The sequence below is a fragment of the Ciceribacter sp. T2.26MG-112.2 genome (genome assembly GCF_900492205.1).
Classification (GTDB): Bacteria; Pseudomonadota; Alphaproteobacteria; order Rhizobiales; family Rhizobiaceae; genus Allorhizobium; species Allorhizobium naphthalenivorans_A.
Map to the genome: position 1 here is coordinate 430,052 of NZ_UEYQ01000003.1, position 19,617 is coordinate 449,668.

22 protein-coding genes are annotated in these 19,617 nt (G+C 63.8%); 9 read left to right on the forward strand and 13 right to left on the reverse strand.

The window, feature by feature from the left end; translation table 11 throughout:
- Complete coding sequence (locus DYZ14_RS07860; protein ID WP_154720140.1) at positions 1-879, forward strand: DUF817 domain-containing protein; 879 nt, start codon at positions 1-3, stop codon at positions 877-879.
- A gap of 31 nt (positions 880-910) precedes the next feature.
- On the opposite strand, the gene DYZ14_RS07865 is transcribed toward DYZ14_RS07860, so the two are convergent.
- The 3 genes from DYZ14_RS07865 to DYZ14_RS07875 form a co-directional block, all read right to left on the reverse strand.
- Positions 911-2,176, reverse strand: a complete 1,266-nt coding sequence (locus tag DYZ14_RS07865; RefSeq protein WP_154720141.1) for an RNA polymerase sigma factor — start codon at positions 2,174-2,176, stop codon at positions 911-913.
- A 90-nt stretch (positions 2,177-2,266) separates the two neighbouring features.
- A complete protein-coding gene (locus DYZ14_RS07870) occupies positions 2,267-2,689 on the reverse strand; it encodes a VOC family protein (protein ID WP_154720142.1) in 423 nt (140 codons plus the stop codon).
- 29 nt (positions 2,690-2,718) lie between these two features.
- Positions 2,719-3,156: a YciI family protein gene (locus tag DYZ14_RS07875; protein ID WP_154720143.1), complete on the reverse strand. Its 438-nt coding sequence runs from the start codon at positions 3,154-3,156 to the stop codon at positions 2,719-2,721.
- A gap of 214 nt (positions 3,157-3,370) precedes the next feature.
- Between DYZ14_RS07875 and lhpI the strand changes: the two genes are divergently transcribed.
- The gene (gene lhpI / locus DYZ14_RS07880) at positions 3,371-5,110 is read left to right on the forward strand and encodes a cis-3-hydroxy-L-proline dehydratase (protein WP_154720144.1); all 1,740 of its coding nucleotides are present in this window, start codon (positions 3,371-3,373) and stop codon (positions 5,108-5,110) included.
- Between the two features lie 328 nt (positions 5,111-5,438).
- Here lhpI and DYZ14_RS07885 read toward each other — a convergent pair whose 3' ends face one another.
- From DYZ14_RS07885 to msrP, 3 genes are all read right to left on the reverse strand, one after another.
- Positions 5,439-6,080 (reverse strand): hypothetical protein, encoded by a 642-nt coding sequence (locus tag DYZ14_RS07885; RefSeq protein ID WP_154720145.1) that lies wholly within the window; start codon positions 6,078-6,080, stop codon positions 5,439-5,441.
- A gap of 140 nt (positions 6,081-6,220) precedes the next feature.
- Complete coding sequence (gene msrQ, locus DYZ14_RS07890; protein WP_154720146.1) at positions 6,221-6,883, reverse strand: protein-methionine-sulfoxide reductase heme-binding subunit MsrQ; 663 nt, start codon at positions 6,881-6,883, stop codon at positions 6,221-6,223.
- Between the two features lie 140 nt (positions 6,884-7,023).
- A complete protein-coding gene (msrP, locus tag DYZ14_RS07895) occupies positions 7,024-7,971 on the reverse strand; it encodes a protein-methionine-sulfoxide reductase catalytic subunit MsrP (protein ID WP_154720147.1) in 948 nt (315 codons plus the stop codon).
- Positions 7,972-8,300: 329 nt separating this feature from the next.
- Between msrP and ilvD the strand changes: the two genes are divergently transcribed.
- The 3 genes from ilvD (at position 8,301) to DYZ14_RS07910 (ending at position 10,864) form a co-directional block, all read left to right on the forward strand.
- On the forward strand, positions 8,301-10,136 hold the full coding sequence (ilvD, locus tag DYZ14_RS07900; RefSeq protein WP_154720148.1) for a dihydroxy-acid dehydratase: 1,836 nt from the start codon (positions 8,301-8,303) through the stop codon (positions 10,134-10,136).
- Between the two features lie 184 nt (positions 10,137-10,320).
- Positions 10,321-10,542 carry a type II toxin-antitoxin system PrlF family antitoxin gene (locus DYZ14_RS07905; protein WP_154720149.1) on the forward strand — a complete coding sequence of 74 codons (222 nt, stop codon included), beginning with the start codon at positions 10,321-10,323 and terminating at the stop codon, positions 10,540-10,542.
- Positions 10,529-10,864, forward strand: coding sequence for a type II toxin-antitoxin system PemK/MazF family toxin (locus DYZ14_RS07910; protein WP_154720150.1), 336 nt, complete (start codon positions 10,529-10,531; stop codon positions 10,862-10,864). Before DYZ14_RS07905 ends, DYZ14_RS07910 begins: the two co-directional genes overlap by 14 nt.
- A 106-nt stretch (positions 10,865-10,970) precedes the next feature.
- Here the strand turns inward: DYZ14_RS07910 and DYZ14_RS07915 are convergent, their stop codons facing one another.
- Positions 10,971-11,291 (reverse strand): lysozyme inhibitor LprI family protein, encoded by a 321-nt coding sequence (locus DYZ14_RS07915; protein WP_154720181.1) that lies wholly within the window; start codon positions 11,289-11,291, stop codon positions 10,971-10,973.
- Between the two features lie 214 nt (positions 11,292-11,505).
- Here DYZ14_RS07915 and DYZ14_RS07920 point away from each other — a divergent pair, with 214 nt between their 5' ends.
- Complete coding sequence (locus DYZ14_RS07920) at positions 11,506-12,909, forward strand: DegQ family serine endoprotease (RefSeq protein WP_154720151.1); 1,404 nt, start codon at positions 11,506-11,508, stop codon at positions 12,907-12,909.
- The gene (locus DYZ14_RS07925) at positions 12,906-14,216 is read left to right on the forward strand and encodes a replication-associated recombination protein A (protein ID WP_154720152.1); all 1,311 of its coding nucleotides are present in this window, start codon (positions 12,906-12,908) and stop codon (positions 14,214-14,216) included. Before DYZ14_RS07920 ends, DYZ14_RS07925 begins: the two co-directional genes overlap by 4 nt.
- 6 nt (positions 14,217-14,222) lie before the next feature.
- Here the strand turns inward: DYZ14_RS07925 and DYZ14_RS07930 are convergent, their stop codons facing one another.
- The gene (locus tag DYZ14_RS07930) at positions 14,223-14,534 is read right to left on the reverse strand and encodes a DUF1883 domain-containing protein (RefSeq protein WP_115672091.1); all 312 of its coding nucleotides are present in this window, start codon (positions 14,532-14,534) and stop codon (positions 14,223-14,225) included.
- Positions 14,535-14,702: 168 nt separating this feature from the next.
- On the opposite strand from DYZ14_RS07930, the gene DYZ14_RS07935 reads away from it, so the two are divergent.
- Positions 14,703-14,927 (forward strand): hypothetical protein, encoded by a 225-nt coding sequence (locus tag DYZ14_RS07935; RefSeq protein WP_154720153.1) that lies wholly within the window; start codon positions 14,703-14,705, stop codon positions 14,925-14,927.
- Between the two features lie 149 nt (positions 14,928-15,076).
- Here DYZ14_RS07935 and DYZ14_RS07940 read toward each other — a convergent pair whose 3' ends face one another.
- Positions 15,077-15,505: a GNAT family N-acetyltransferase gene (locus tag DYZ14_RS07940; RefSeq protein WP_154720154.1), complete on the reverse strand. Its 429-nt coding sequence runs from the start codon at positions 15,503-15,505 to the stop codon at positions 15,077-15,079.
- A 1,090-nt stretch (positions 15,506-16,595) separates the two neighbouring features.
- On the opposite strand from DYZ14_RS07940, the gene DYZ14_RS07945 reads away from it, so the two are divergent.
- Entirely contained in the window at positions 16,596-17,228 is a 633-nt protein-coding gene (locus tag DYZ14_RS07945; protein WP_154720155.1) for an outer membrane protein, read from the forward strand.
- A 73-nt stretch (positions 17,229-17,301) separates the two neighbouring features.
- Here the strand turns inward: DYZ14_RS07945 and DYZ14_RS07950 are convergent, their stop codons facing one another.
- The 4 genes from DYZ14_RS07950 to DYZ14_RS07965 form a co-directional block, all read right to left on the reverse strand.
- The gene (locus DYZ14_RS07950) at positions 17,302-17,643 is read right to left on the reverse strand and encodes a helix-turn-helix domain-containing protein (RefSeq protein WP_232365460.1); all 342 of its coding nucleotides are present in this window, start codon (positions 17,641-17,643) and stop codon (positions 17,302-17,304) included.
- Complete coding sequence (locus tag DYZ14_RS07955) at positions 17,624-17,902, reverse strand: BrnT family toxin (RefSeq protein ID WP_154720156.1); 279 nt, start codon at positions 17,900-17,902, stop codon at positions 17,624-17,626. Before DYZ14_RS07955 ends, DYZ14_RS07950 begins: the two co-directional genes overlap by 20 nt.
- Before the next feature lie 576 nt (positions 17,903-18,478).
- A complete protein-coding gene (locus tag DYZ14_RS07960; RefSeq protein ID WP_210209278.1) occupies positions 18,479-18,937 on the reverse strand; it encodes a hypothetical protein in 459 nt (152 codons plus the stop codon).
- On the reverse strand, positions 18,927-19,427 hold the full coding sequence (locus tag DYZ14_RS07965; protein WP_195949863.1) for a DUF5343 domain-containing protein: 501 nt from the start codon (positions 19,425-19,427) through the stop codon (positions 18,927-18,929). The genes DYZ14_RS07960 and DYZ14_RS07965 overlap by 11 nt, the downstream gene beginning before the upstream one ends.
- Between the last annotated feature and the right edge of the window lie 190 nt (positions 19,428-19,617).

Consider the following 19,617-nt stretch of genomic DNA (forward strand, 5'->3'; position numbering starts at 1 on the left):
ATGAGCATTTCGACCTTGCCGATCCGGCGGCCATGGGGCCTGGAGAGGCTCGACCGCGCGCTGATTGATTCGCCGCCGGCGCCGGCTCTTTCCGGTTTCCGCCGTTTCGTCGTCGAGTTCCTGATGTTCGGCATCAAGGAGGCGCGGGCCTGTCTTTTTGCCGGTCTTTTCTTCGTATCGATCTTCGTCACCCCGCGTGGGGGGCTGTTCGGCATCCCGCGCTATGATCTCCTCCTGATCATCGCGATTGTCATACAGCTCTGGATGGTCTGGGCGAAGCTTGAAACGCTGGATGAACTGAAGGCGATCTGTCTCTTCCATGTCGTCGGCTTCGCGCTCGAAGTGTTCAAAACCTCCGGTGCGATCCAGTCCTGGTCCTATCCGGATTTCGCCTATACCAAGGTGCTGGGTGTGCCGCTTTTCTCCGGTTTCATGTACGCGGCGGTCGGCAGCTACATCATCCAGGCCTGGCGGCTGCTGCATGTCCGCATCCGCCATCACCCGCCTTACTGGATGGCGGCCGCGGTCGCGCTCGCGATCTATGTGAACTTCTTCACCCATCATTTCATCGGCGACTACCGGTGGTACATCGCAGCCCTGGCGATCGGCCTCTACGCGCGTGCAACGGTGATCTTCCGACCCTTGGACAGGGACAGGAAGATGCCGATGATCCTGTCGTTCATCCTGATCGGTTTCTTCATCTGGCTGGCGGAGAATATCTCGACCTTCTTTGCGGTCTGGAACTATCCGAACCAGCTCGGCGCGTGGTCAACCGTCCACCTCGGAAAATGGAGCTCCTGGACGCTCCTGGTGATCATGACCTTCACCATCGTCGCCTCGCTGAAGCACATTCGCGAGAAGATCCACATTCCACAGTGACGGGCGCTGCCTCTTCGGTCTCGCGCGGCGATCAGTACGCCGCGCAGTTATCCGCGCGTCGCATCAGAAATGCCCTTTCGCCGGAATTGCCGCTGAGTTCCGCCGCCCGCTCGAAGCAGGTCCGTGCCTCCGCCGGCCGTCCGGCCCGCAGCAGGAAATCACCCCGCGCGGCGGCCATCGGTGCATAGCCCTTGAGCGCCGGCTCGTCCTCCAGCGCATCCAGCAGCGCCAGCCCCGTTTCCGGCCCGAACGCCATCGCATGGGCGACGGCCCGGTTGAGTGCCACCACGGGGGAGGGCAGGACGGCAAGCAGCCGGTCGTAGAGCCCGGCGATCATCCGCCAGTCCGTGTCCTCGAAGCTCCGCGCTCGGGCGTGGCAGGCCGCCAGCGCCGCCTGCAGGGCGTAAGCGCCGTCTTCTCCGCCGAGCGCACGCACGCGCTCCAGCGCCGCGAACCCCCGGTGAATGAGCAACTGGTCCCACCGCGCCCGGTTCTGCGTTTCGAGCGTCAGCGGCACGCCGTCCGGCCCGTTGCGGGCGACAAGCCGCGACGCCTGGATTTCCATGAGCGCCAGCAGTCCATGCACCTCCGGTTCGTCGGGGGCCAGACCGGCGAGAATGCGGCCAAGGCGCAAAGCCTCGGCGCAGAGTTGCGGCCGGATCGCGTCTTCGCCGGCGCTGGCCGCATAGCCTTCGTTGAAGATCAGGTAGACGACTTCCAGCACCGAGGCGAGGCGCGCGTCGCGCTCGGCTCCGCGCGGCACCTCATAGGCGATGCCGGCCCCGCCGAGGCTCTTCTTCGCCCGGACGATCCTTTGCGCGATCGTCGTCTCGCTCGACAGGAAGGCGCGGGCGATCTCGTCCGTCGTCAGCCCGCCGATCAGCCGGAGCGTCAGCGCCAGCCGCGCATCGGTGGAAAGCACCGGATGGCAGGCGGTGAAGATCAGGCTCAGGCGTTCGTCGCCGATGTCGTCGTCCATGCTCGCCTCGATCGCTTCGATCGTGTTGTCCTGTTCGAGCTCCAGATCGCGGCCGATCTCGCCGTGCTTGCGTTCCATCATGCGGGCGCGGCGCAGCGCATCGATGGCGCGCCGCTTGGCGGTCGCCATCAGCCAGGCGGCAGGATTGTCGGGAATGCCGCTCGTCGGCCAGCGGTCCAGCGCCACCACCAGCGCATCCTGCGCCAGTTCCTCGGCCCGGCCGACATCGCGCACGATCCGGGCGAGCCCGGCGATCAGCCGGGCCCGCTCCATGCGAAAGACGGTCTCCGCCGTCCTGTGCGCTTCGGATGTCTCCATGCGGCGGCAGTATGCGGGCTCGGCTGTGTCAGTCAACGGCAGGCGGTGACCGTGACCAAGGCCGCAATCCCGCCTGCCGCATGGCTCCGCCTAGGCGTCGGGCGGTCCTCCGGCGGCCGCCGCCGGGTCCATCCACATGATCTCCCAGACATTGCCGTCCGGGTCCTCGACCGAGCGGCTGTACATGAAGCCGAGATCCTGGCGCGGGTTGGGATCGGCCGTGCCTCCGGCGGACGAGGCCGTTTCAAGGACCGCGTCGACGCCGTCACGTGTCTCGACGCTCAGCGCCAGCAGTGCCTGGCTATGGATTCTCGCGTCACCGATCGGCCGGCTGGTGAACTGCCGGTAGCGCTCGTGCGTCAGCAGCATCACGCCGATCGCCTCGGAGAACAGCAGGCACTTGGCCTGTTCGTCGGAGAACATCGGGTTCACCGTTCCGCCGAGCGCCTCATAGAAGGCCTGCGACGCGGCTAGGTCGCGCACCGGCAGGTTGACGAAGATCATCCTTGTCATGTCGGTTCCTTTCTCCTGAGTGCCGGTGCTCAAACGGTCTTGCCGTCGCGTGCGGCAAGCTTTTCGCCGGCGCGGTCGTGGCTTGCCTGTCCCTCGGCCGAGGCGATCTCGGCGAAATCCGCCATCTCGTAGAACGGACGGATCTCGATCTCGCTCGGGCCGGGCATGGGATTGGGGCAGCGCTTCACCCATTCCACTGCCTCGTCCATGTCCTTGACCTCCCAGATCCAGTAGCCCGCCACCAGCTCGCGGGTCTCCGCGAAGGGACCGTCGATCACCCGGCGGCTGGAGCCGTCGAAGGCCACCCGCTTGCCGAGCTTGGACGGCTTCAATCCGTCGCCCGAGAGCATGATGCCGGCATTCACCAGTTCCTCGTTGAACTTGCCCATCTGCTCGAACAGTTCGGTCGAGGGCATGATGCCTTCTTCGCTGTCCTGCGTCGCCTTCACCATAACCATCACACGCATTGTCGTTCTCCTCTTAGAAACGGCGCACCGGAGCGGCACCTACTCCCCATGACGAACGGCTTCCGTCGAATTCGACATCGCACCGAACTTTTTCTTCAAATAGCGCAGCTGGCCGCCATGACACCCCATGACTTTGCAGGGCGCAAGGCTCGCGGCTTGATTTGACCCTCGGGCGTGGTAGTCGAAGGTGATGTCACGTGGGGAAGGGAAGTGCATGTCTGTCGAAACCGATCGAACCCCGTTCGCCGCGCCCGCCCGGATGCTGATCGAAGGTGCCGCCGAAGGGTCGTTGCTCTTTTCCGATACGGCGCTGAGCTTCTGGGGCGGCGTCGATCCGGAGACCGGCCTGGTGATCGACCAGGCGCACCCGCTGCATGGCCGCTGTCTCGAGGGCACGATCCTGGCGATCCCCGGCGGCCGAGGCTCCTGCACCGGCAGCGCCGTGCTGATGCAGCTCATCCTCAACGGCAAGGCGCCGGCCGGCATGGTCTTTTCTCAGGCCGAGGAGATCCTGACGCTCGGCGTCATGGTCGCCGAGGAAATGTACGGCTGCTCCCTGCCGATCGCGGTGATCGAGCGGCAAGCCTTCGCCCGCCTCGAAGGGCTGGACAGGATCCGCATCGAGGCCGGCATGGTATCCGAGCCGGGCGCCAGCCGCAGGCCGGACGAGGCTGCCCCGCCCGCAGCCTTGCCCAGCCCTGTGCTCAGCGACAGGGACCGGGAACTGCTGTCGGACGCCGTGCCGCAGGCGACGCGCACCGCCATGCGGATCGTGGTGCGCATGGCCGGACTGCTCGGCGCGAAACGCCTGATCGACGTCGCGCAGGTCCATGTCGACGGCTGCATCTATACCGGTCCGGCGAGCCTCGACTTCGCCGAAAAGCTCGCGGATTGGGGCGGCAGGGTCGTCGTGCCGACATCGCTCAATGCCATATCCGCCGATCAGGCACGCTGGCGCGAACAGGGCACCGACCCGGTTCTCTCGATGGCAGCGAGCGCGCTGGCCGATGCCTATGTCCGCATGGGTGCCCGCCCGACCTTCACCTGTGCGCCCTATCAGTTGGAGAGTGCGCCGGGAGAGGGCGAGAACATCGCATGGGCCGAATCGAATGCCGTCGTCTACGCCAACAGCGTGCTCGGCGCCCGCACGATGAAATATCCGGATTTCCTCGACATCTGCATCGCGCTCACCGGCCGCGCGCCCGAGGCCGGATGTCATCTGGACGACAACCGCAAGGCGCGGCTGGTCGTCGAGGTCGAGGCGATGGACGGCCGCGACGACAGCTTCTGGCCGCTGCTCGGCTACCGGGTCGGCACGCTTGCGCCGAACGCCATTCCCGCTGTCACAGGCCTGGAGGACGCCCGCCCGAGCGCCGACGACCTCAAGGCCTTCGGCGCCGCCTTCGCCACGACCTCGGCCGCACCGATGTTCCACATCATCGGCGTCACGCCGGAGGCGCCCACGCTCTCCGCCACGACCGGCGGCCACTCGGTTCCGACGGTTAAGGTAAGCCGCAGCGACCTTGTCGACGACTGGCGCCACTTCAACCCGACCACCGGCGACACGGTCGATCTCGTGGCGCTCGGCAATCCGCATTTTTCCTTCAACGAGTGCCAGGCGCTGGCAAGACTCTGTGCCGGCCGGACGAAACACGCTGACGTGGCGCTCACCGTCACCCTGAGCCGCGCGACCCATGCCCGCATCGTCGAAGCCGGCATCGCCACCGCCCTAGAGGACTTCGGCATAGCCTTCGTGCGCGATGCCTGCTGGTGCACGGTGATGCAGCCGATCGTGCCGCCGGCATCCCGCACCATCCTCACCAATTCCGGCAAATACGCCCATTACGGCCCGGGCCTCAGCGGCAAGCAGGTGCGCTTCGCCGCCCTTGCCGATTGCGTCGCGGCGGCCGTGACCGGCCGCGCACCTGCCGCCCCGCCGGCCTGGCTCGGCTGAGCGGACGCAGGGACGACGGCCGGACGGTCGGTCTGCCGGCAAGCGATGATCGGTGTGCCTTGCGAACGAGCCGGCCGCACTCACGGCGCCGGCATTGGATCTCCTTCTTCTCCCCATCGGGGAGAAGTGCCGAGCGCCCCTTCGACAGGCTCAGGACGAGGCGATGAGGGGGGCGAAGCCACCATCCCTTTTGGCGAACATGAGCTTCGCTCCCCCTCATCCGGCGCTCCGCGCCACCTTCTCCCCGCTGGGGAGAAGAGGGACGGCCACCGCTCGCCATGCAGGGTCTTTCGCTTCGGCTAGGGCAATAGCCGGCAATGCCCGTCTCTCATGGCTTTGCGTTGCAGCTTAGATAGGGCGGTTCTTCGCCGGCGACGGCGTCGCAGAGCCGGATCGGCAGGAGCTGGGCGAGGCGCGGTTTCCAGGTGTCGATTTCGTATTCCGGCCGGGTGGCCACGGGCGGGCCGCGCTCGGCCCATTGCACCGTGACATAGCCGAAGGCCGATTTGACGTAGACGATGACGGCCGTCTCACTCCGCGCCTCCTGACCCTCCTCGGACGGCGCAACCGTGCCGCAGCCGAGAAACACCACCAGTCCGGCAAGACCATTGATCTCGGTCGCCCCGAACGAGGTTCCGGTGAAGGTCTCCGCACAGGCCTGCTGGAAATGACCGGCGAGCACCTGGGCGGCGCCCTCCAGCATGTCGGAATGCCCCTCGGCGTCCTTGATGCCCGTCATGGTGATCATCTGCGACCAGTCATTGACGGTCTCTCCGGCCGGTACGGTTTCCTGGATATAGCCCTCGGCGCCGGCCTCTTCATAGCTCGGCTGAAAGCCCGCCGGCAGCTGGTAGGAGACGATCTGGCCGAACACCGGCGTCGTCATCGTCATGCTGTCTTGCGACCGGGCTGGCAACGCGGCCGGCAGAGCAGTCATCGCCAGAAACAGAACCGCGACCTTCGCCTTCATGGACGTCTCCGCACGTGGTTGCCCCCGGCATTCCGGGGGACTGTGTGGAGTCTATCGCATGGATGGGCCGCCTCTGTCGTGGCGCGGCCGCGATTGTGCAGACTTTGATTGGTACGGAGAGACGCCCGCCCACGCGCCTGTCAGTCGCCGGTGCTTGCCACCGGCGCGCGGACGGCTCTGTTGCCCGGCTTGTTGGCCCGCTTCCAGGCCATGATCTTCGGCCGCACCAGCCGGTAGGCCAGAAGCACGATCACCACGGCGATGTAGAAGGCCGGTTCGGCGGTCACCGTCTTGAGCGACAGGGCATAGTGCAACACGGCAACTGCGGCGATTGCATAGACCAGCTTGTGCAGCCGGTTCCATTTCTGCCCGAGCTTGCGGATCGACCAGCGGTTTGAGGTTGCTGCCAGCGGGATCAGCATCAAAAGTCCCGCCATGCCGAGCATGATATAGGGGCGCTTCAGAATATCGCCGGCGATCGACGAGAGGATCAGTCCGCGGTCTAGCGTCAGGTAGACGGCGAAATGGGCGAGCACATAGTAGAAGGCGAGGAGACCGAGCGCACGCCGGTAGCTAATTAGGTTGACACCTAATAGGTCTCGAAGCGGCGTAACGGCAAGGCCGAGGCATATGAACCTGAGCGCCCAGAGCCCGAGCAGGTGCTCGAAGGCCCGCACGGGATCGGCGCCCAGCCCGCCGAAGATGCCGAGATAGAAGGCATAGAGACCCGGCAAAAGCCCGATCGCATAGAGCGCCCAGACGGAGGCCGGTTTATAGCGGGCGGGCAGGGAAGGCATGACCATCGTCAGTCTCCGGTGTCAATGTGATGCACCCTCGATGTCCCTTGAGCTGAAGGGCAGGGCGGCGTCACCTCTTCTCCCCGGCGGGGAGAAGGTGGCGCGCAGCGCCGGATGAGGGGGGCGAAGCAGGGCCCACGTTCTCGTCAGTAGAACTTCGTCAGGTCCATGCCGGCATAGAGGCTGGCGACCTCATCGGCATAGCCGTTGAAGGGAAGCGTCTTCATTCGCGCCCCGCCGAACAGCCCGCTCGACTCGCCGATCCGCCGTTCGGTCGCCTGGCTCCAGCGCGGGTGGTCGACCGCCGGATTGACGTTGGCATAGAAGCCGTATTCGCTCGGCTGCATGACGTTCCAGCTCGCCGGCGGCTCGTTTTCGGTGAGCGTGATGCGCACGATCGACTTGATCCCCTTGAATCCGTATTTCCACGGCACGACGAGCCTGAGCGGCGCGCCGTTCTGGTTCGGCAGGGTCTCCCCATAGAGGCCGGTCGCCAGTATGGTCAGCGGATGGCGTGCCTCGTCGAGGCGAAGTCCCTCGACATAGGGCCATTTCATCGGCTGGAACAGGCCGCGCTGGCCCGGCATCTCGTCGGGTCGCACCACGGTTTCAAAGGCGACATATTTGGCCGAGCCGAGCGGTTCCACCCGGTCGAGCAGCGAGGCGAGCGGAAAGCCGACCCAGGGGATGACCATCGACCAGGCCTCGACGCAGCGCATGCGGTAGACGCGCTCCTCCATCGGGAAATCCTTGAGGATCGTTTCGATGTCGATCACCTGGGGCTTGGCCACCAGCCCGCCGACCTCGACCGTCCACGGCCGGGTCTGGAAGGCGCCGGAATTGTTGATCGGATCGATCTTGTCGGTGCCGAACTCGTAGAAGTTATTGTAGGTGGTGACGTCCTGCTTGTCTGTCGGCTTTTCCGTCAGGACGTATCGGCTCGGCTTGGCGGCGATGGCCGCGGCAAAGGCCTTGGGTGCGACCGTCAGGGCCATCCCGGCGGCAGCGGCGCCGATCAGGCTGCGGCGATTGATGTAGAGCGCTTGCGGCGTGATCTCGCTCGAGGCGATCTTCGGCGGGCGGTAGCGGGACATGGGTCTGCTCTTTCGCTGTGGGTTCTATGGCTCTCTACGTAGCAAATCTCATCGAAGTTTCATCGCCACGAAAAGAAACTTGCGACCACATTTTCGTGTAGGCGGCTTGATCGCCTGATCTTGGTACCCCGCTCCACCGCATACCGGCAAGCCGTGCCGAACGAAGCGACCGGATGCCAAGCGTACCGTTTTGCGCTATGCTGATAGTGACACAATGAGGGCCTTGCCCTATCACAAGGTCAAATTCCGGAGCAGAAACGCTCGCTGCCGATCCTTTTCGGCCGACCCCAAGCCCGGCAAGAAGCAAGACAAGATCCGAGGTGACACCGATGCCAGCCTATCGTTCGAGAACCACGACCCACGGCCGCAACATGGCGGGTGCGCGCGGCCTTTGGCGCGCCACCGGCATGAAGGACAGCGATTTCGGCAAGCCGATCATCGCGGTGGTCAACTCGTTCACCCAGTTCGTCCCCGGTCACGTGCACTTGAAGGACCTCGGCCAGCTGGTCGCCCGCGAGATCGAGGCGTCCGGCGGCGTCGCCAAGGAGTTCAACACGATCGCCGTCGACGACGGCATCGCCATGGGCCATGACGGCATGCTCTATTCGCTGCCGTCGCGCGAACTGATCGCCGACAGCGTCGAATACATGGTCAACGCCCACTGCGCCGACGCCATGGTCTGCATCTCCAACTGCGACAAGATCACCCCCGGCATGCTGATGGCCTCGCTTCGCCTCAACATCCCGACGATCTTCGTCTCGGGCGGCCCGATGGAGGCCGGCAAGGTCGTCATGCACGGCAAGAAGGTCGCTCTCGACCTGGTCGACGCCATGGTCGCCGCCGCCGACGACAAGATCTCCGACGAGGACGTCGCCACCATCGAGCGCTCGGCCTGTCCGACCTGCGGCTCGTGCTCGGGCATGTTCACCGCCAATTCGATGAACTGCCTGACCGAGGCGCTCGGCCTGTCGCTGCCGGGCAACGGCTCGACGCTCGCCACCCATGCCGACCGTAAGGAACTCTTCCTCGAGGCCGGACGCAGCATTGTCGGGCTCGCCAAGCGCTACTATGAGCAGGACGACGCGACCGCCCTGCCGCGCGTCATCGCCTCCAAGGGTGCCTTCGAGAACGCCATGGCGCTCGACATCGCCATGGGCGGCTCGACCAACACCGTCCTGCACATCCTCGCCGCCGCCCACGAGGCCGAGGTCGACTTCACCATGGACGACATCGATCGCCTGTCGCGCAAGGTTCCGTGCCTGTCCAAGGTCGCGCCGGCCAAGGCCGACGTGCACATGGAAGACGTCCACCGGGCAGGGGGCATCATGTCCATCCTTGGCGAGTTGAACCGCGCCGGTCTGCTCAATGCCGACCTGCCGACCGTTCACGCCAAGACCCTCGGCGATGGCTTGGCCAAGTGGGACATTTCCGTCTCCGACGATCCGGCGGCCCTCAAGCTGTTCAGCGCCGCACCGGGCGGCATCCCCACCCAGGTCGCCTTCAGCCAGGAAGCCCGCTGGGAGGATCTCGACCTCGACCGCGAAAACGGCGTCATCCGCGATGCCCAGCACCCCTTCTCCAAGGATGGCGGCCTGGCCGTGCTCAAGGGCAATCTGGCGCTCGACGGCTGCATCGTGAAGACGGCGGGTGTCGACGAGTCGATCCTGAAGTTCACCGGCCCGGCCAAGGTCTATGAAAGCCAGGACGCGGCCGTGAAGGCGATCCTCTCGAACGAAGTTGTTGCCGGCGATGTCGTCGTCATCCGCTACGAAGGCCCGAAGGGCGGCCCGGGCATGCAGGAAATGCTCTATCCGACCAGCTACCTGAAGTCGAAGGGCCTCGGCAAGGCCTGCGCGTTGATCACCGACGGCCGCTTCTCCGGCGGCACCTCGGGCCTCTCCATCGGCCACGCCTCGCCGGAAGCGGCGAACGGCGGCACGATCGGCCTGGTGCGCGAAGGCGACACGATCGAGATCGACATCCCGAACCGCACGATCAACCTGGCCGTTTCCGAGGACGAACTGGCCCGCCGCCGCACCGAACAGGACGCCTTCGGCTGGAAGCCGTCGAGCCCCCGCAAGCGCAACGTCACCACCGCGCTCAAGGCCTATGCCGCCTTCGCCAGCAGCGCCGACAAGGGTGCGGTCCGGATCCTGCCGGAATAACAGCGGGTGGGTTCACAGAGCTCCATGCCTTATTTAGAAAAGCGCCGGCGGATCACTCGCCGGCGTTTTTCGTTGCCATCGAACCACTGAGCCGCTGTTTGAGAATCCGCTGCTGCAGCCGCATGCGGCAAGCCCATTGCGATCGGTAAGGAGGTTCCTTACTTTGTCTCTTGGAGGTATTGTGATGATAACCAGCAAGTTGACCAGCAAGGCGCAGACGACCATTCCACAGGCCGTGCGTTCCGCCCTTCAACTGAAAGAGGGCGATGCGATTCGCTATACGATCGAAACCAACGGTCGCGTGACGATCAGCCGTGAGCCAGTCACCGATGGAGCCGATGACCCCTTTGCCACCTTCAGCGAGTGGGATGGCGAAGCCGACAGGAAAGCCTATGCCGACCTTTGAACCTGGCGATGTGGTTCGCGTGCCATTTGCCTATACCGATCGCAACACCCGCCAGCATCGTCGGGCACTGGTGGTGTCGAAAGGCGGAATCGGCGAAGACGGCGCCTTGCTCTGGGTGGTCATGATTACCTCCGCCGAGAATCGGCCATGGGCAGACGATATCCCCATCGCCGATCTTTCCGCGGCCGGTCTTCCCGTCCACTCCGTCGTCCGCCCCGTGAAGATTGCGACCGTCGAGAAGCGACATATCGAGCGCCTGGGAGCAGTTTCTGTCGAGGAGCGCCAGAGGGCCTTGGACAGGGTGCGGCGTTTGCTCGGCTAGCCTTTCTGTTCACGGACAGCCGCGAACACGTCGCTGCGTCAATTTAGATAGCTAATTGCCTAATCGCAAAATCACCTAATCACCTCTTCGTATGGGCCGCTACGGGTCACTTCGGCCGCTCGATCAGGTCGTAGACGCTCTTCATCTGCGTCAGCCGCTCAGTATACGCCGCCCTTAGGCAGGTGAGATCCGCCTTGCAGGCCTGGCGCTTGGAAAGCCATTCGACCTGCTCGTCCTGCACCACGCCGCGGCTGCCCATCGGCATGAGGCCGGTGATCAGTTCGAACGTCGTCACCATCTTCACATCCATATCGTTGAGGTCGCGATTGGCGCAGATCGCGGTCTCGTCGGCGGCAAGCTCCGGCTTGTCGCAGTCGAAGCTTGCGGCTTGCGCGGGCTGGGGAAATCCCGCACCGAGACCGGCCATGATCGCAAATGCGGCGATGGGCTGAAACAGACGAGCGAACGGGCTGATCGGCATGGTGGAACTCTCCTTGAGCATCTCGTCAGGCCCAACGTCTCCGCCTTGGAAAAGTTCAATTCACGACTACCTTTGGCAATGCGCCGACCGGTGCGGCGCCGACGCTTTTCTTTTGCCCGTCCGGCGCCTATTGATCCTTGGAAACAATGAGGAGTAACCCATGCAGGGCATCGTTCGTGGTTTGGCTGTCTCGACGCTTGCGCTTCTCGCCGCGCTGCCGGTGTCGACCTTCGCGCAGGAGCTTCGTGTTCCCCAGTCGGCTTCCGAGATGCAGATGTCGTTTGCGCCGCTGGTCAAGCAGACCCATGGCGCGGTGGTCAACGTCTATGCCGAGCGCATGGTGCAGCGCCGCGTCTCGCCCTTCGCCGGTGATCCCTTCTTCGAGCAGTTCTTCGGCCAGCGCATGCCGAACCGGACTGAGAAGCAGTCCTCGCTCGGCTCCGGTGTCATTGTCGGTGCGGACGGCATGGTGGTCACCAACAACCACGTGATCGACGGTGCCGACGACATCAAGGTGGCGCTCTCCGACGGCCGCGAATTCCCGGTCAAGGTCGTGCTGAAAGACGAGCGTCTCGATCTCGCCGTGCTGAAGATCGACGCCAAGGAAGAGCTTCCGGCCCTGGTGATCGGCGACAGCGACAAGGTCGAGGTCGGCGACCTGGTGCTGGCGATCGGCAATCCCTTCGGCGTCGGCCAGACGGTGACCAGCGGTATCGTCTCGGCGCTCGCCCGCAACCGGGTGACGGAGGGTGATTTCGGCTTCTTCATTCAGACCGACGCCTCGATCAATCCGGGCAATTCCGGCGGCGCGCTGATGAACATGAAGGGCGAATTGCTCGGCATCAACACGGCGATCTTTTCCAAGGGCGGCGGTTCGAACGGCATCGGCTTTGCCATCCCCGCCAATCTGGTCAAGGTGTTTCTCGCCGCCGCCGAGCGCGGCGATGCCAGCTTCGAGCGTCCCTATGTCGGCGCCACCTTCGAGCCGGTGACCTCGGATGTCGCCGAGGCGCTCGGCCTTGAAAGGGTGCGCGGCGCGCTTGTCGTGCGAGTCGTCGAGGGTGGACCGGCCGCCAAGGCCGGGCTGAAGGCAGGCCAGGTCGTCGAGGCGGTCGATGGCATTCCGGTCGAGCATCCCGATGCGCTCGGCTACCGGCTGACGACGGCCGGGCTCGGCAAGACGGTGAAGCTCTCCATTCGCGACAATGGTCGCGAGGCCGAGATCGCCATGGCGCTGACCGGTGCGCCGGAGACCATGCCCCGCGACGAGCGGCTGATCGAAGGGGGGAGCCCCTTTGCCGGCGCCCGTATCGCCAATCTGTCGCCGAAGCTCGCCTTTGAGCTGCGCATGCCCTCCGAAGTCACCGGTGTCGTCATCACCGAGATCGTCCGTGGCTCGCCGGCGGCCCGCCTCGGCTTTGCGCCGCATGACATCATCGTCTCGGTCAACGGCGTCAACATTGCCTCGACCTCTGTCATGGAGGCGGTGCTGGCCGAGACCCCCGGTTTCTGGCGCGTCGAGGTCGAGCGCGACGGCCAGCGCATCCAGCAGATTTTCCGATGAGCGATCTCTTCGCGCCGCATGTTCCCAAGGACGTGGAGGCCCGCAGGCCGCTCGCCGACCGGCTGCGCCCGAAGACGCTGGCCGAGGTCACCGGCCAGGAGCACCTGACCGGCGAGGACGGCGTGCTGGCGCGGATGATCGCCTCCGGCTCGCTCGGCTCGATGATCTTCTGGGGGCCGCCCGGCACCGGCAAGACGACGGTGGCACGGCTCCTCTCCGGCGAGGCGGGTCTCGCCTTCGAGCAGATCTCGGCGATCTTCTCCGGCGTCGCCGACCTCAAGAAGGTCTTCGAGGCCGCCCGCATGCGCCGCATGGATGGGCGCCAGACGCTGCTCTTCGTCGACGAGATCCATCGCTTCAACCGCGCCCAGCAGGACAGCTTCCTGCCCGTCATGGAAGACGGGACGGTGATCCTGGTCGGCGCGACGACGGAGAACCCGTCCTTCGAACTCAACGCCGCACTTCTGTCGCGTGCCCGGGTCCTGACCTTCAAGGCCCATGACGAGGAGAGCCTGGCGACGCTTTTGAAGCGCGCCGAGGAGGTGGAGGGCAAGCCGCTGCCGCTCGACGCCGACGCGCGGGCAAGCCTCATCCGCATGGCCGACGGCGACGGCCGTGCCGTGCTGACGCTGGCGGAGGAAGTCTGGCGGGCGGCGAGGGAAGGCGAGGTGTTCAACACCGAGGGCCTGACCCGGATCGTCCAGCGCCGGGCGCCCGTCTATGACAAGGGCCAGGACGGCCATTACAACCTGATCTCGGCCTTGCACAAGTCGGTGCGCGGCTCGGATCCCGATGCCGCGCTCTACTATCTCTGCCGCATGTTCGATGCCGGCGAGGACCCGCTCTATCTCGGGCGTCGGCTGGTGCGTATGGCGGTCGAGGACATCGGTCTCGCCGACCCGCAGGCGCTGGTCATCTGCAATGCGGCGAAGGACGCCTATGACTATCTCGGCTCGCCGGAAGGCGAACTGGCGCTGGCGCAGGCCTGCGTCTATCTCGCCACCGCGCCGAAGTCGAACGGCGTCTACATGGCCTACAAGGCGGCAATGCGCGCGGCCAAGGAGAACGGCTCGCTGCTGCCGCCGAAGCACATCCTCAATGCGCCGACCAAGCTGATGAAGGCGGAGGGCTACAACGAGGGCTATCGTTACGACCACGACGAGCCGGATGCCTTTTCCGGCCAGGACTATTTCCCCGAGAAGATGGGCCGCAAGACCTTCTACGATCCCCCGGAGCGCGGCTTCGAGCGGGAGATCCGCAAGCGGCTCGACTGGTGGGCGAAGCTCAGGCGCGAGCGGGGCGGCTGACGAGGGTCAAGAGGCCTTCGGCGCCCTTGCTGTTGCCGGTGCTGCGATCATCTTGACGGCCGAATCGGCAAGGCCATGATGGCCTTCCATGTCGACGATCAGATGCCAATGACCGCTTTCGGGAATGGCAAGCCGGATCGGCGACTTCTTGGCGACGCCGCCGACATATTTGAAATCGAGGGCTTCCTTGAAGCGCTGGAAATTGCCCGGCGTCATCAGCCGCACATTGTTGACCGCCGACAGCGTCACTTCGATGATCGCCCCGGCCCGCTGCTCCTTCAGGTCGTAATGGGTAAAACGAAAGGTCGGCTTGGCCATTCTGTTGCTCGTCTGTCGAAGGGAAATGAGGGCGGCCAGTCTAGCGGGCCGCGGTTAAGGAAGCGTTTTTCGCCATTTTCACCGGCGAGAACGACCTCTCGCTTTTTCGGGAACATTCTGGGCATGGCGGCGTTTGACTGACAGCGATCCACCGCCGGGAGTAATCCGATGAAGACCAACACCTATCTCAACATATTCGTTTCGATGATGGTGAATGCCGTCATCTTCGGCGCGGGCGCGATCACCGTTCTGTCCGTTCCGGCCCTCAACGAACAGGCGAAATATCTGCTGCCGCTGGTCGTCGTCATCTCCTTCGTGGCCGCCCCCTTCATCGCCCGTCTGATCGCGCCGCGCATGCGCCTTCGCTACTGGCGCCGTCGCGGCGAGGCTTGACGATCGTTACGCGATCGAACCAATCCCGATAAGAACCAAGGCGGTAAACGCCATTGCCATTCCCTCCACTCCACTGACCCCGAGCACCTCCGCCGGGGTCTCTTTTTGCCGGAAATTGCGGCCACGCTAGCCTGTCGCCGACGCCCGTCTCAGAAGCGCTTCTTCAGGAAGAACTGGCCGTGCGCGCCGTCTCCGCCTTCCAACTCGCCGAACACGTAATAGCCGAGCTTCTCGTAGAACGGCCGGGCCTGGAACTCGTAGGTGTCGAGCCAGATGCCGACATAGCCCCGGTCGCGGGCGATCTTTTCCGCCTCCGCCATCAGCCGGCTGCCGATGCCCTGGCCGCGATAGGCCTCGGGTACGACGAGATAGCGGATGAAGGCCCAGCCGAAACTCTCCTCGCCATAGAGCCCGCCCTCGACGGCGCGGGTTTCGGGATGGCGCACCAGCACGGCGAAATCCGGCCGGTCGCTCCTGCCCGTCTGCGCGGTGTTGTAGGCCTTGAGCGCGGTATAGACGGCGTAGCGGTCTTCCTCGGCGGGACGGTCCGGCACGGTTTCGATAATGGGACTTTGCATGGGTCTTTTCCTTTCTGCGGACCGACTCGCGCTGCGGTGCTGACGGTCTTGATGGCCGGGCCGGGCGCGCCTGTCCAGTGACCCGTACCGCCCAGCGAGCTGTCCACCCGCAGGACGCGGTTCCGCCTTCACGCGAGCGCGGACGCCCCGTGGTTTGAAGTTTTCTCTTCTGCCTGCCCGGTGGCAGACGGACGGGGCGCCTCTGGCTGCCGCGTAAGATAAAAAACAAATGACACCCAAAGGCGCCCCGTTCGGCGGTTTTTGCCCCGCGACTTCGATCTCTCTGCGGCGCCGGCCCTTGTCGGGGATTTTTCAGGCGGGCCCGGTTCTTCTGAACCGGCGGACGCCCGCACACCTTCGACAACCCGATCTTACCACCATGCCACGCCACACAGGCGCACCCGGCGCGCTGTCAGGGCAGGCAAGGGTTTGGCCGTCCAAAGCCCAAGAAACCTTGCCCCCACGTCGCCAGGGGAGACCATTTTCCGCGGACCCGGAACCTGGGATTTTGCGTCTCTCCCCCAAACCCCGCGCCGGCCCCGCCTCGCCACAACGCCTTGTGGTGTATCCGAGGGCGGAACGGGATGAGTTTAGGGCCGGTGTGCGGAGGTGGGGAAGAATGTGTCGCGTCGGGTCTGATTTTGTTGGGAGATTGGGGCTGGCCTTCCCCGTCTGGTGGCGTTCGGGGCCGGATGCTTCGAGGCCCCGCTTTGCTTGGGCACCTCAGCATGAGGAGTGCAGAGCGGCGCCTCTCATGCCGCGGTGCCCATGGGTATCCCTGACCAAGGCGCACAACGGAAGCGCTCACCCTGAGGTGGGAGCGAAAGCGACCCTCGAAGGGCGAGGGCGGATCGGGAGGGCTTGGGGCCCCGCGCGGTCGATTGCGACGAAACGTCTCTGCCTCAATCCGCGGACCGCAAGCCGCGGTTAAGGAAGTGTTTATTGATTCGTGAAAGTTAGAAGGGACCTGCTGCGGCGGCGGGAGTGCCGGGGGGCAATGGTCCGGCAAGAGGGATCGCGCCGTGGCAGGCAGTGTAGGAATGTGTTCGCCCGTCCCTTGAATGGCACGGGCTCTGTATGGAGTAGACCCATGACCAAGACCCTGAAGCCTCTGGCGCTGACGCTGATGGCGGCCTTTGCAACCGTCCCTGTCCACGCCGCCGACCTGACCTATTCCGAGCCTGCGCCTTCCTATGAGGAGCCGGCTGCCACATCCTCCGGCTTCACCGGCGCCTATGCCGGTATCCATGCCGGCATGTCGTCCGAGCGGATCAATCCGTTTGCCGGCGACAAGGAATTCATGGGCGGCATCCAGGGCGGCTACAATACCGAAGTCAACGGCGTGATCGTCGGCGGCGAGCTGGAATATTCGCACCTGGGTGACACCGAGGTCGACGTGCCGCGCGGCGCGCTGATCGAGCGTCATCGCGTGGCCGCCAAGGCCAAGGCGGGTGCAGCCATGGGCGAAACGCTGCTCTACGGCACCGCCGGCATGGCCATGACCAGTCTGCGCGACGGCAACAATGTCGAAGGTCCGGACGGCTGGAAGCCGGGCTACCTGCTCGGCGCCGGCGTCGAGCAGAACCTCAACGCCAATCTCTCCGCCAAGGTCGAATACAACTATGTCCGCACCAATGACGTGCGCAGCTTCGACGGCGTCACCACCTCGGAGACGGACGTCAGCGACCACGTGATCAAGGGCGGCGTGAACTACAAGTTCTAGTCTTTTCGGAGGCTTGGATATGCGAAGGGCGCTGGGTGACCGGCGCCTTTTGTGTTTGGTGGGATGGGGGCGTTCAGGCGGCGCCTTTGGCCAGCGCCTTTGCGGCCCCTTCGGGATCAACGGCGATCACCTTCAGATAGGCGCGGGCAGGGGCATCGGGTTCCGAACGACCCTGTTCCCAGTCGCGCAGCGTGCCAAGCGGGATCTGGTAGCGCGCGGAAAACGCTTCCTGGGTAAGACGCAAGGCCCGGCGGATGATCTTGATCTGGGGCATGCGGGATGCGGCGCGGAGCTGATCCGTCGTCAGGGGCGGGTTGTCGGGATCGGCGAGCGCGTTGGCTTCCGCTTCCGCGTCGGTCATGGCGTCGAGGCGGGACCAGTCCGACAGCGTGGTTTTACCATCTGGCATTGTCATACTCCCAGCGTTCCGCACGGGTCGCCCGTCTGGCTGAGATCAGCCGGATCGTCTCGCCGCGCTCGGTGTAGGCGACGGTCAGATGCCGTCCGTGTCCGATTCCGACAACACGGCGCCTGACTTCCCCGTAGTCCATCGATCGATCCTCGATGTCGAGGGCGAACGGGTCATCGAACACGGCCGAGGCATCCGCGAAGCTGACACCGTGCTTTGCAAGATTGGCCACCGCCTTGTCGTCGTCCCACTCGAAATCTAACATGGATAGGTGCGGGTTTCCAGTAGTGTCACTCCGAAGGTATGATGATGCGGTTGGGTCGAGAGAGGAAGCCCCGGCAATTGAGGGGAGCAGGATTGCCCGCGGTCCTACCCCCTCACCAACAAAATCTGCGACTTAGCTGGCGCTAAGACCGCGATTTTGTAACCTCTCCCACAGGGGGAGAGGCGGGGGCGCCGAGACTTGCGTTCCCGTATCCTTGCCATTGATGTTGAACTGCTTGGCTGTGGATCCTCGGGTCAAGCCCGAGGATGACGGAGTGTGGGGGTGGGGCGCGCTGGGAGCAACGCCGGCGTTGGGGCTCGTGAGGCATTGGCTTGGGGCACTATCGTCCTCACCGGAAGGTCGTCATCCTCGGGCTTGACCCGAGGATCCACGTAGCGAGCGCCTACGATTGCGGAGTCACGACTGAACGACCGGCCCCTCGTTTACGAATGATTATCACAAGCCGACCACCCTATTCCAATCACTGATGTACATGTAGAGCCTTTGAAATTCGCTTGGTAGTAGCATTCGATTGTGGGCTATGAAGTTGCGTACCTTCTCCATTTCATCCATTCGCTACTTAAGCCAGTGCTGAGAAGGCAAAATTAGAAAGTAATCCCATTTGGTAATAATGACTTGAGCTAGATGACCGAACTCAACAAAGCCAAGCAGGTCGGTTTTCTCTCCCTCTAGCCAAGAGTCGTGAATAGCAGTGTCACGCCGACTCTCGGCATGAGTTTTTATTTTTGGTGGTAGCTTCTCGATCCAATCGGCGCCGTCTTTTTCCGAGAGCGTGTCTCGAATGAAGTCTCTTACCGAGTTCTCAAAACAAAATAAGACTGCATACAGTCGAGCCATTTCCAGTGCCTGGTTGCGAAGGGAAACATTAAATGGCGAGAGAGCTTGTGCCAGAAGTTTTTCTTCCGCGTCCGTTTGATCTGCCCCAACTTGGATTCCAGCAGATTGAAAATGTGACGCTTCCGCCTCAAACATCAATCCGCGAAAAAGGAAGTCTCTAAGTTCCTTAGTTGTCATAAAGATGCTCTCTCAGGGACTTGAATATTGCATTGTAGACTTCCACATCTTTGGTCGCAGGTAGATGGATCTGGATGTTGTAGTGAAGGCCGGGGGTGGATTTGTGCTCCGCGCGATGACTGCCAGACGGCATGCCCTCAGGAATGTTCGCGATTTGCGCGGGACCGCTGTCCTTCTTGGCAACGCCCCCATCCTTAAAATCAGCCATGTCGCACAGCGCCAGAAATGTCTTCGCCATCAAGCCTGCTACGTTATCCGTCGTATTATGGTAGCTCTTGAATTTCCCAACAATCGCAGCTCTGTCGGAATTTGAGGGGGTTTCCTTAATAAGAAATATGTCTGCATAGGCATCTCGAAGGGCTTCTGCCATCACTTTGCTTGACCGAGAATGGTCTCGGTAAGCGTGATACCTCGACGTCGGTTTCCCGTCGGGAGATAAGAAACCCAACGCTTTCAGCAACGGTATATAGGCGCGATCGTTTGTAAGCATCCGGCGTAGGCCGCGGATGGGTCTTCAGCATCCGGTCAGTGGGGTTTGGTTCGGCTTTTTGCGAAGCCAGCTTTCCCGAGCGTTCGGCGACGCGCCAGTTTCGCTATCCGCTCATTGATCGTATCGACGCCAATATCATTCGGCTCGAAGCGACCGCCATACCAGTCCACGACTTTGCGATGTTGTACAT

What these genes read in the sequence shown, in the direction of transcription:
- DYZ14_RS07885 (WP_154720145.1), bottom strand. Translation starts at nt 6,080, where the DNA reads ATGAAGGCGAAGGTCGCGGTTCTGTTTCTGGCGATGACTGCTCTGCCG.
- DYZ14_RS07915 (WP_154720181.1), bottom strand. Translation starts at nt 11,291, where the DNA reads ATGGCCGGTCTCGGTGCGGGATTTCCCCAGCCCGCGCAAGCCGCAAGC.
- DYZ14_RS07950 (WP_232365460.1), bottom strand. Translation starts at nt 17,643, where the DNA reads ATGACAATGCCAGATGGTAAAACCACGCTGTCGGACTGGTCCCGCCTC.
- DYZ14_RS07910 (WP_154720150.1), top strand. Translation starts at nt 10,529, where the DNA reads ATGCCGACCTTTGAACCTGGCGATGTGGTTCGCGTGCCATTTGCCTAT.
- DYZ14_RS07955 (WP_154720156.1), bottom strand. Translation starts at nt 17,902, where the DNA reads ATGTTAGATTTCGAGTGGGACGACGACAAGGCGGTGGCCAATCTTGCA.
- DYZ14_RS07875 (WP_154720143.1), bottom strand. Translation starts at nt 3,156, where the DNA reads ATGCGTGTGATGGTTATGGTGAAGGCGACGCAGGACAGCGAAGAAGGC.
- DYZ14_RS07960 (WP_210209278.1), bottom strand. Translation starts at nt 18,937, where the DNA reads ATGACAACTAAGGAACTTAGAGACTTCCTTTTTCGCGGATTGATGTTT.
- DYZ14_RS07935 (WP_154720153.1), top strand. Translation starts at nt 14,703, where the DNA reads ATGAAGACCAACACCTATCTCAACATATTCGTTTCGATGATGGTGAAT.
- DYZ14_RS07930 (WP_115672091.1), bottom strand. Translation starts at nt 14,534, where the DNA reads ATGGCCAAGCCGACCTTTCGTTTTACCCATTACGACCTGAAGGAGCAG.
- DYZ14_RS07925 (WP_154720152.1), top strand. Translation starts at nt 12,906, where the DNA reads ATGAGCGATCTCTTCGCGCCGCATGTTCCCAAGGACGTGGAGGCCCGC.
- DYZ14_RS07870 (WP_154720142.1), bottom strand. Translation starts at nt 2,689, where the DNA reads ATGACAAGGATGATCTTCGTCAACCTGCCGGTGCGCGACCTAGCCGCG.
- DYZ14_RS07860 (WP_154720140.1), top strand. Translation starts at nt 1, where the DNA reads ATGAGCATTTCGACCTTGCCGATCCGGCGGCCATGGGGCCTGGAGAGG.
- msrP (WP_154720147.1), bottom strand. Translation starts at nt 7,971, where the DNA reads ATGTCCCGCTACCGCCCGCCGAAGATCGCCTCGAGCGAGATCACGCCG.
- lhpI (WP_154720144.1), top strand. Translation starts at nt 3,371, where the DNA reads ATGTCTGTCGAAACCGATCGAACCCCGTTCGCCGCGCCCGCCCGGATG.
- msrQ (WP_154720146.1), bottom strand. Translation starts at nt 6,883, where the DNA reads ATGGTCATGCCTTCCCTGCCCGCCCGCTATAAACCGGCCTCCGTCTGG.
- ilvD (WP_154720148.1), top strand. Translation starts at nt 8,301, where the DNA reads ATGCCAGCCTATCGTTCGAGAACCACGACCCACGGCCGCAACATGGCG.
- DYZ14_RS07920 (WP_154720151.1), top strand. Translation starts at nt 11,506, where the DNA reads ATGCAGGGCATCGTTCGTGGTTTGGCTGTCTCGACGCTTGCGCTTCTC.
- DYZ14_RS07965 (WP_195949863.1), bottom strand. Translation starts at nt 19,427, where the DNA reads ATGCTTACAAACGATCGCGCCTATATACCGTTGCTGAAAGCGTTGGGT.
- DYZ14_RS07865 (WP_154720141.1), bottom strand. Translation starts at nt 2,176, where the DNA reads ATGGAGACATCCGAAGCGCACAGGACGGCGGAGACCGTCTTTCGCATG.
- DYZ14_RS07940 (WP_154720154.1), bottom strand. Translation starts at nt 15,505, where the DNA reads ATGCAAAGTCCCATTATCGAAACCGTGCCGGACCGTCCCGCCGAGGAA.
- DYZ14_RS07945 (WP_154720155.1), top strand. Translation starts at nt 16,596, where the DNA reads ATGACCAAGACCCTGAAGCCTCTGGCGCTGACGCTGATGGCGGCCTTT.
- DYZ14_RS07905 (WP_154720149.1), top strand. Translation starts at nt 10,321, where the DNA reads ATGATAACCAGCAAGTTGACCAGCAAGGCGCAGACGACCATTCCACAG.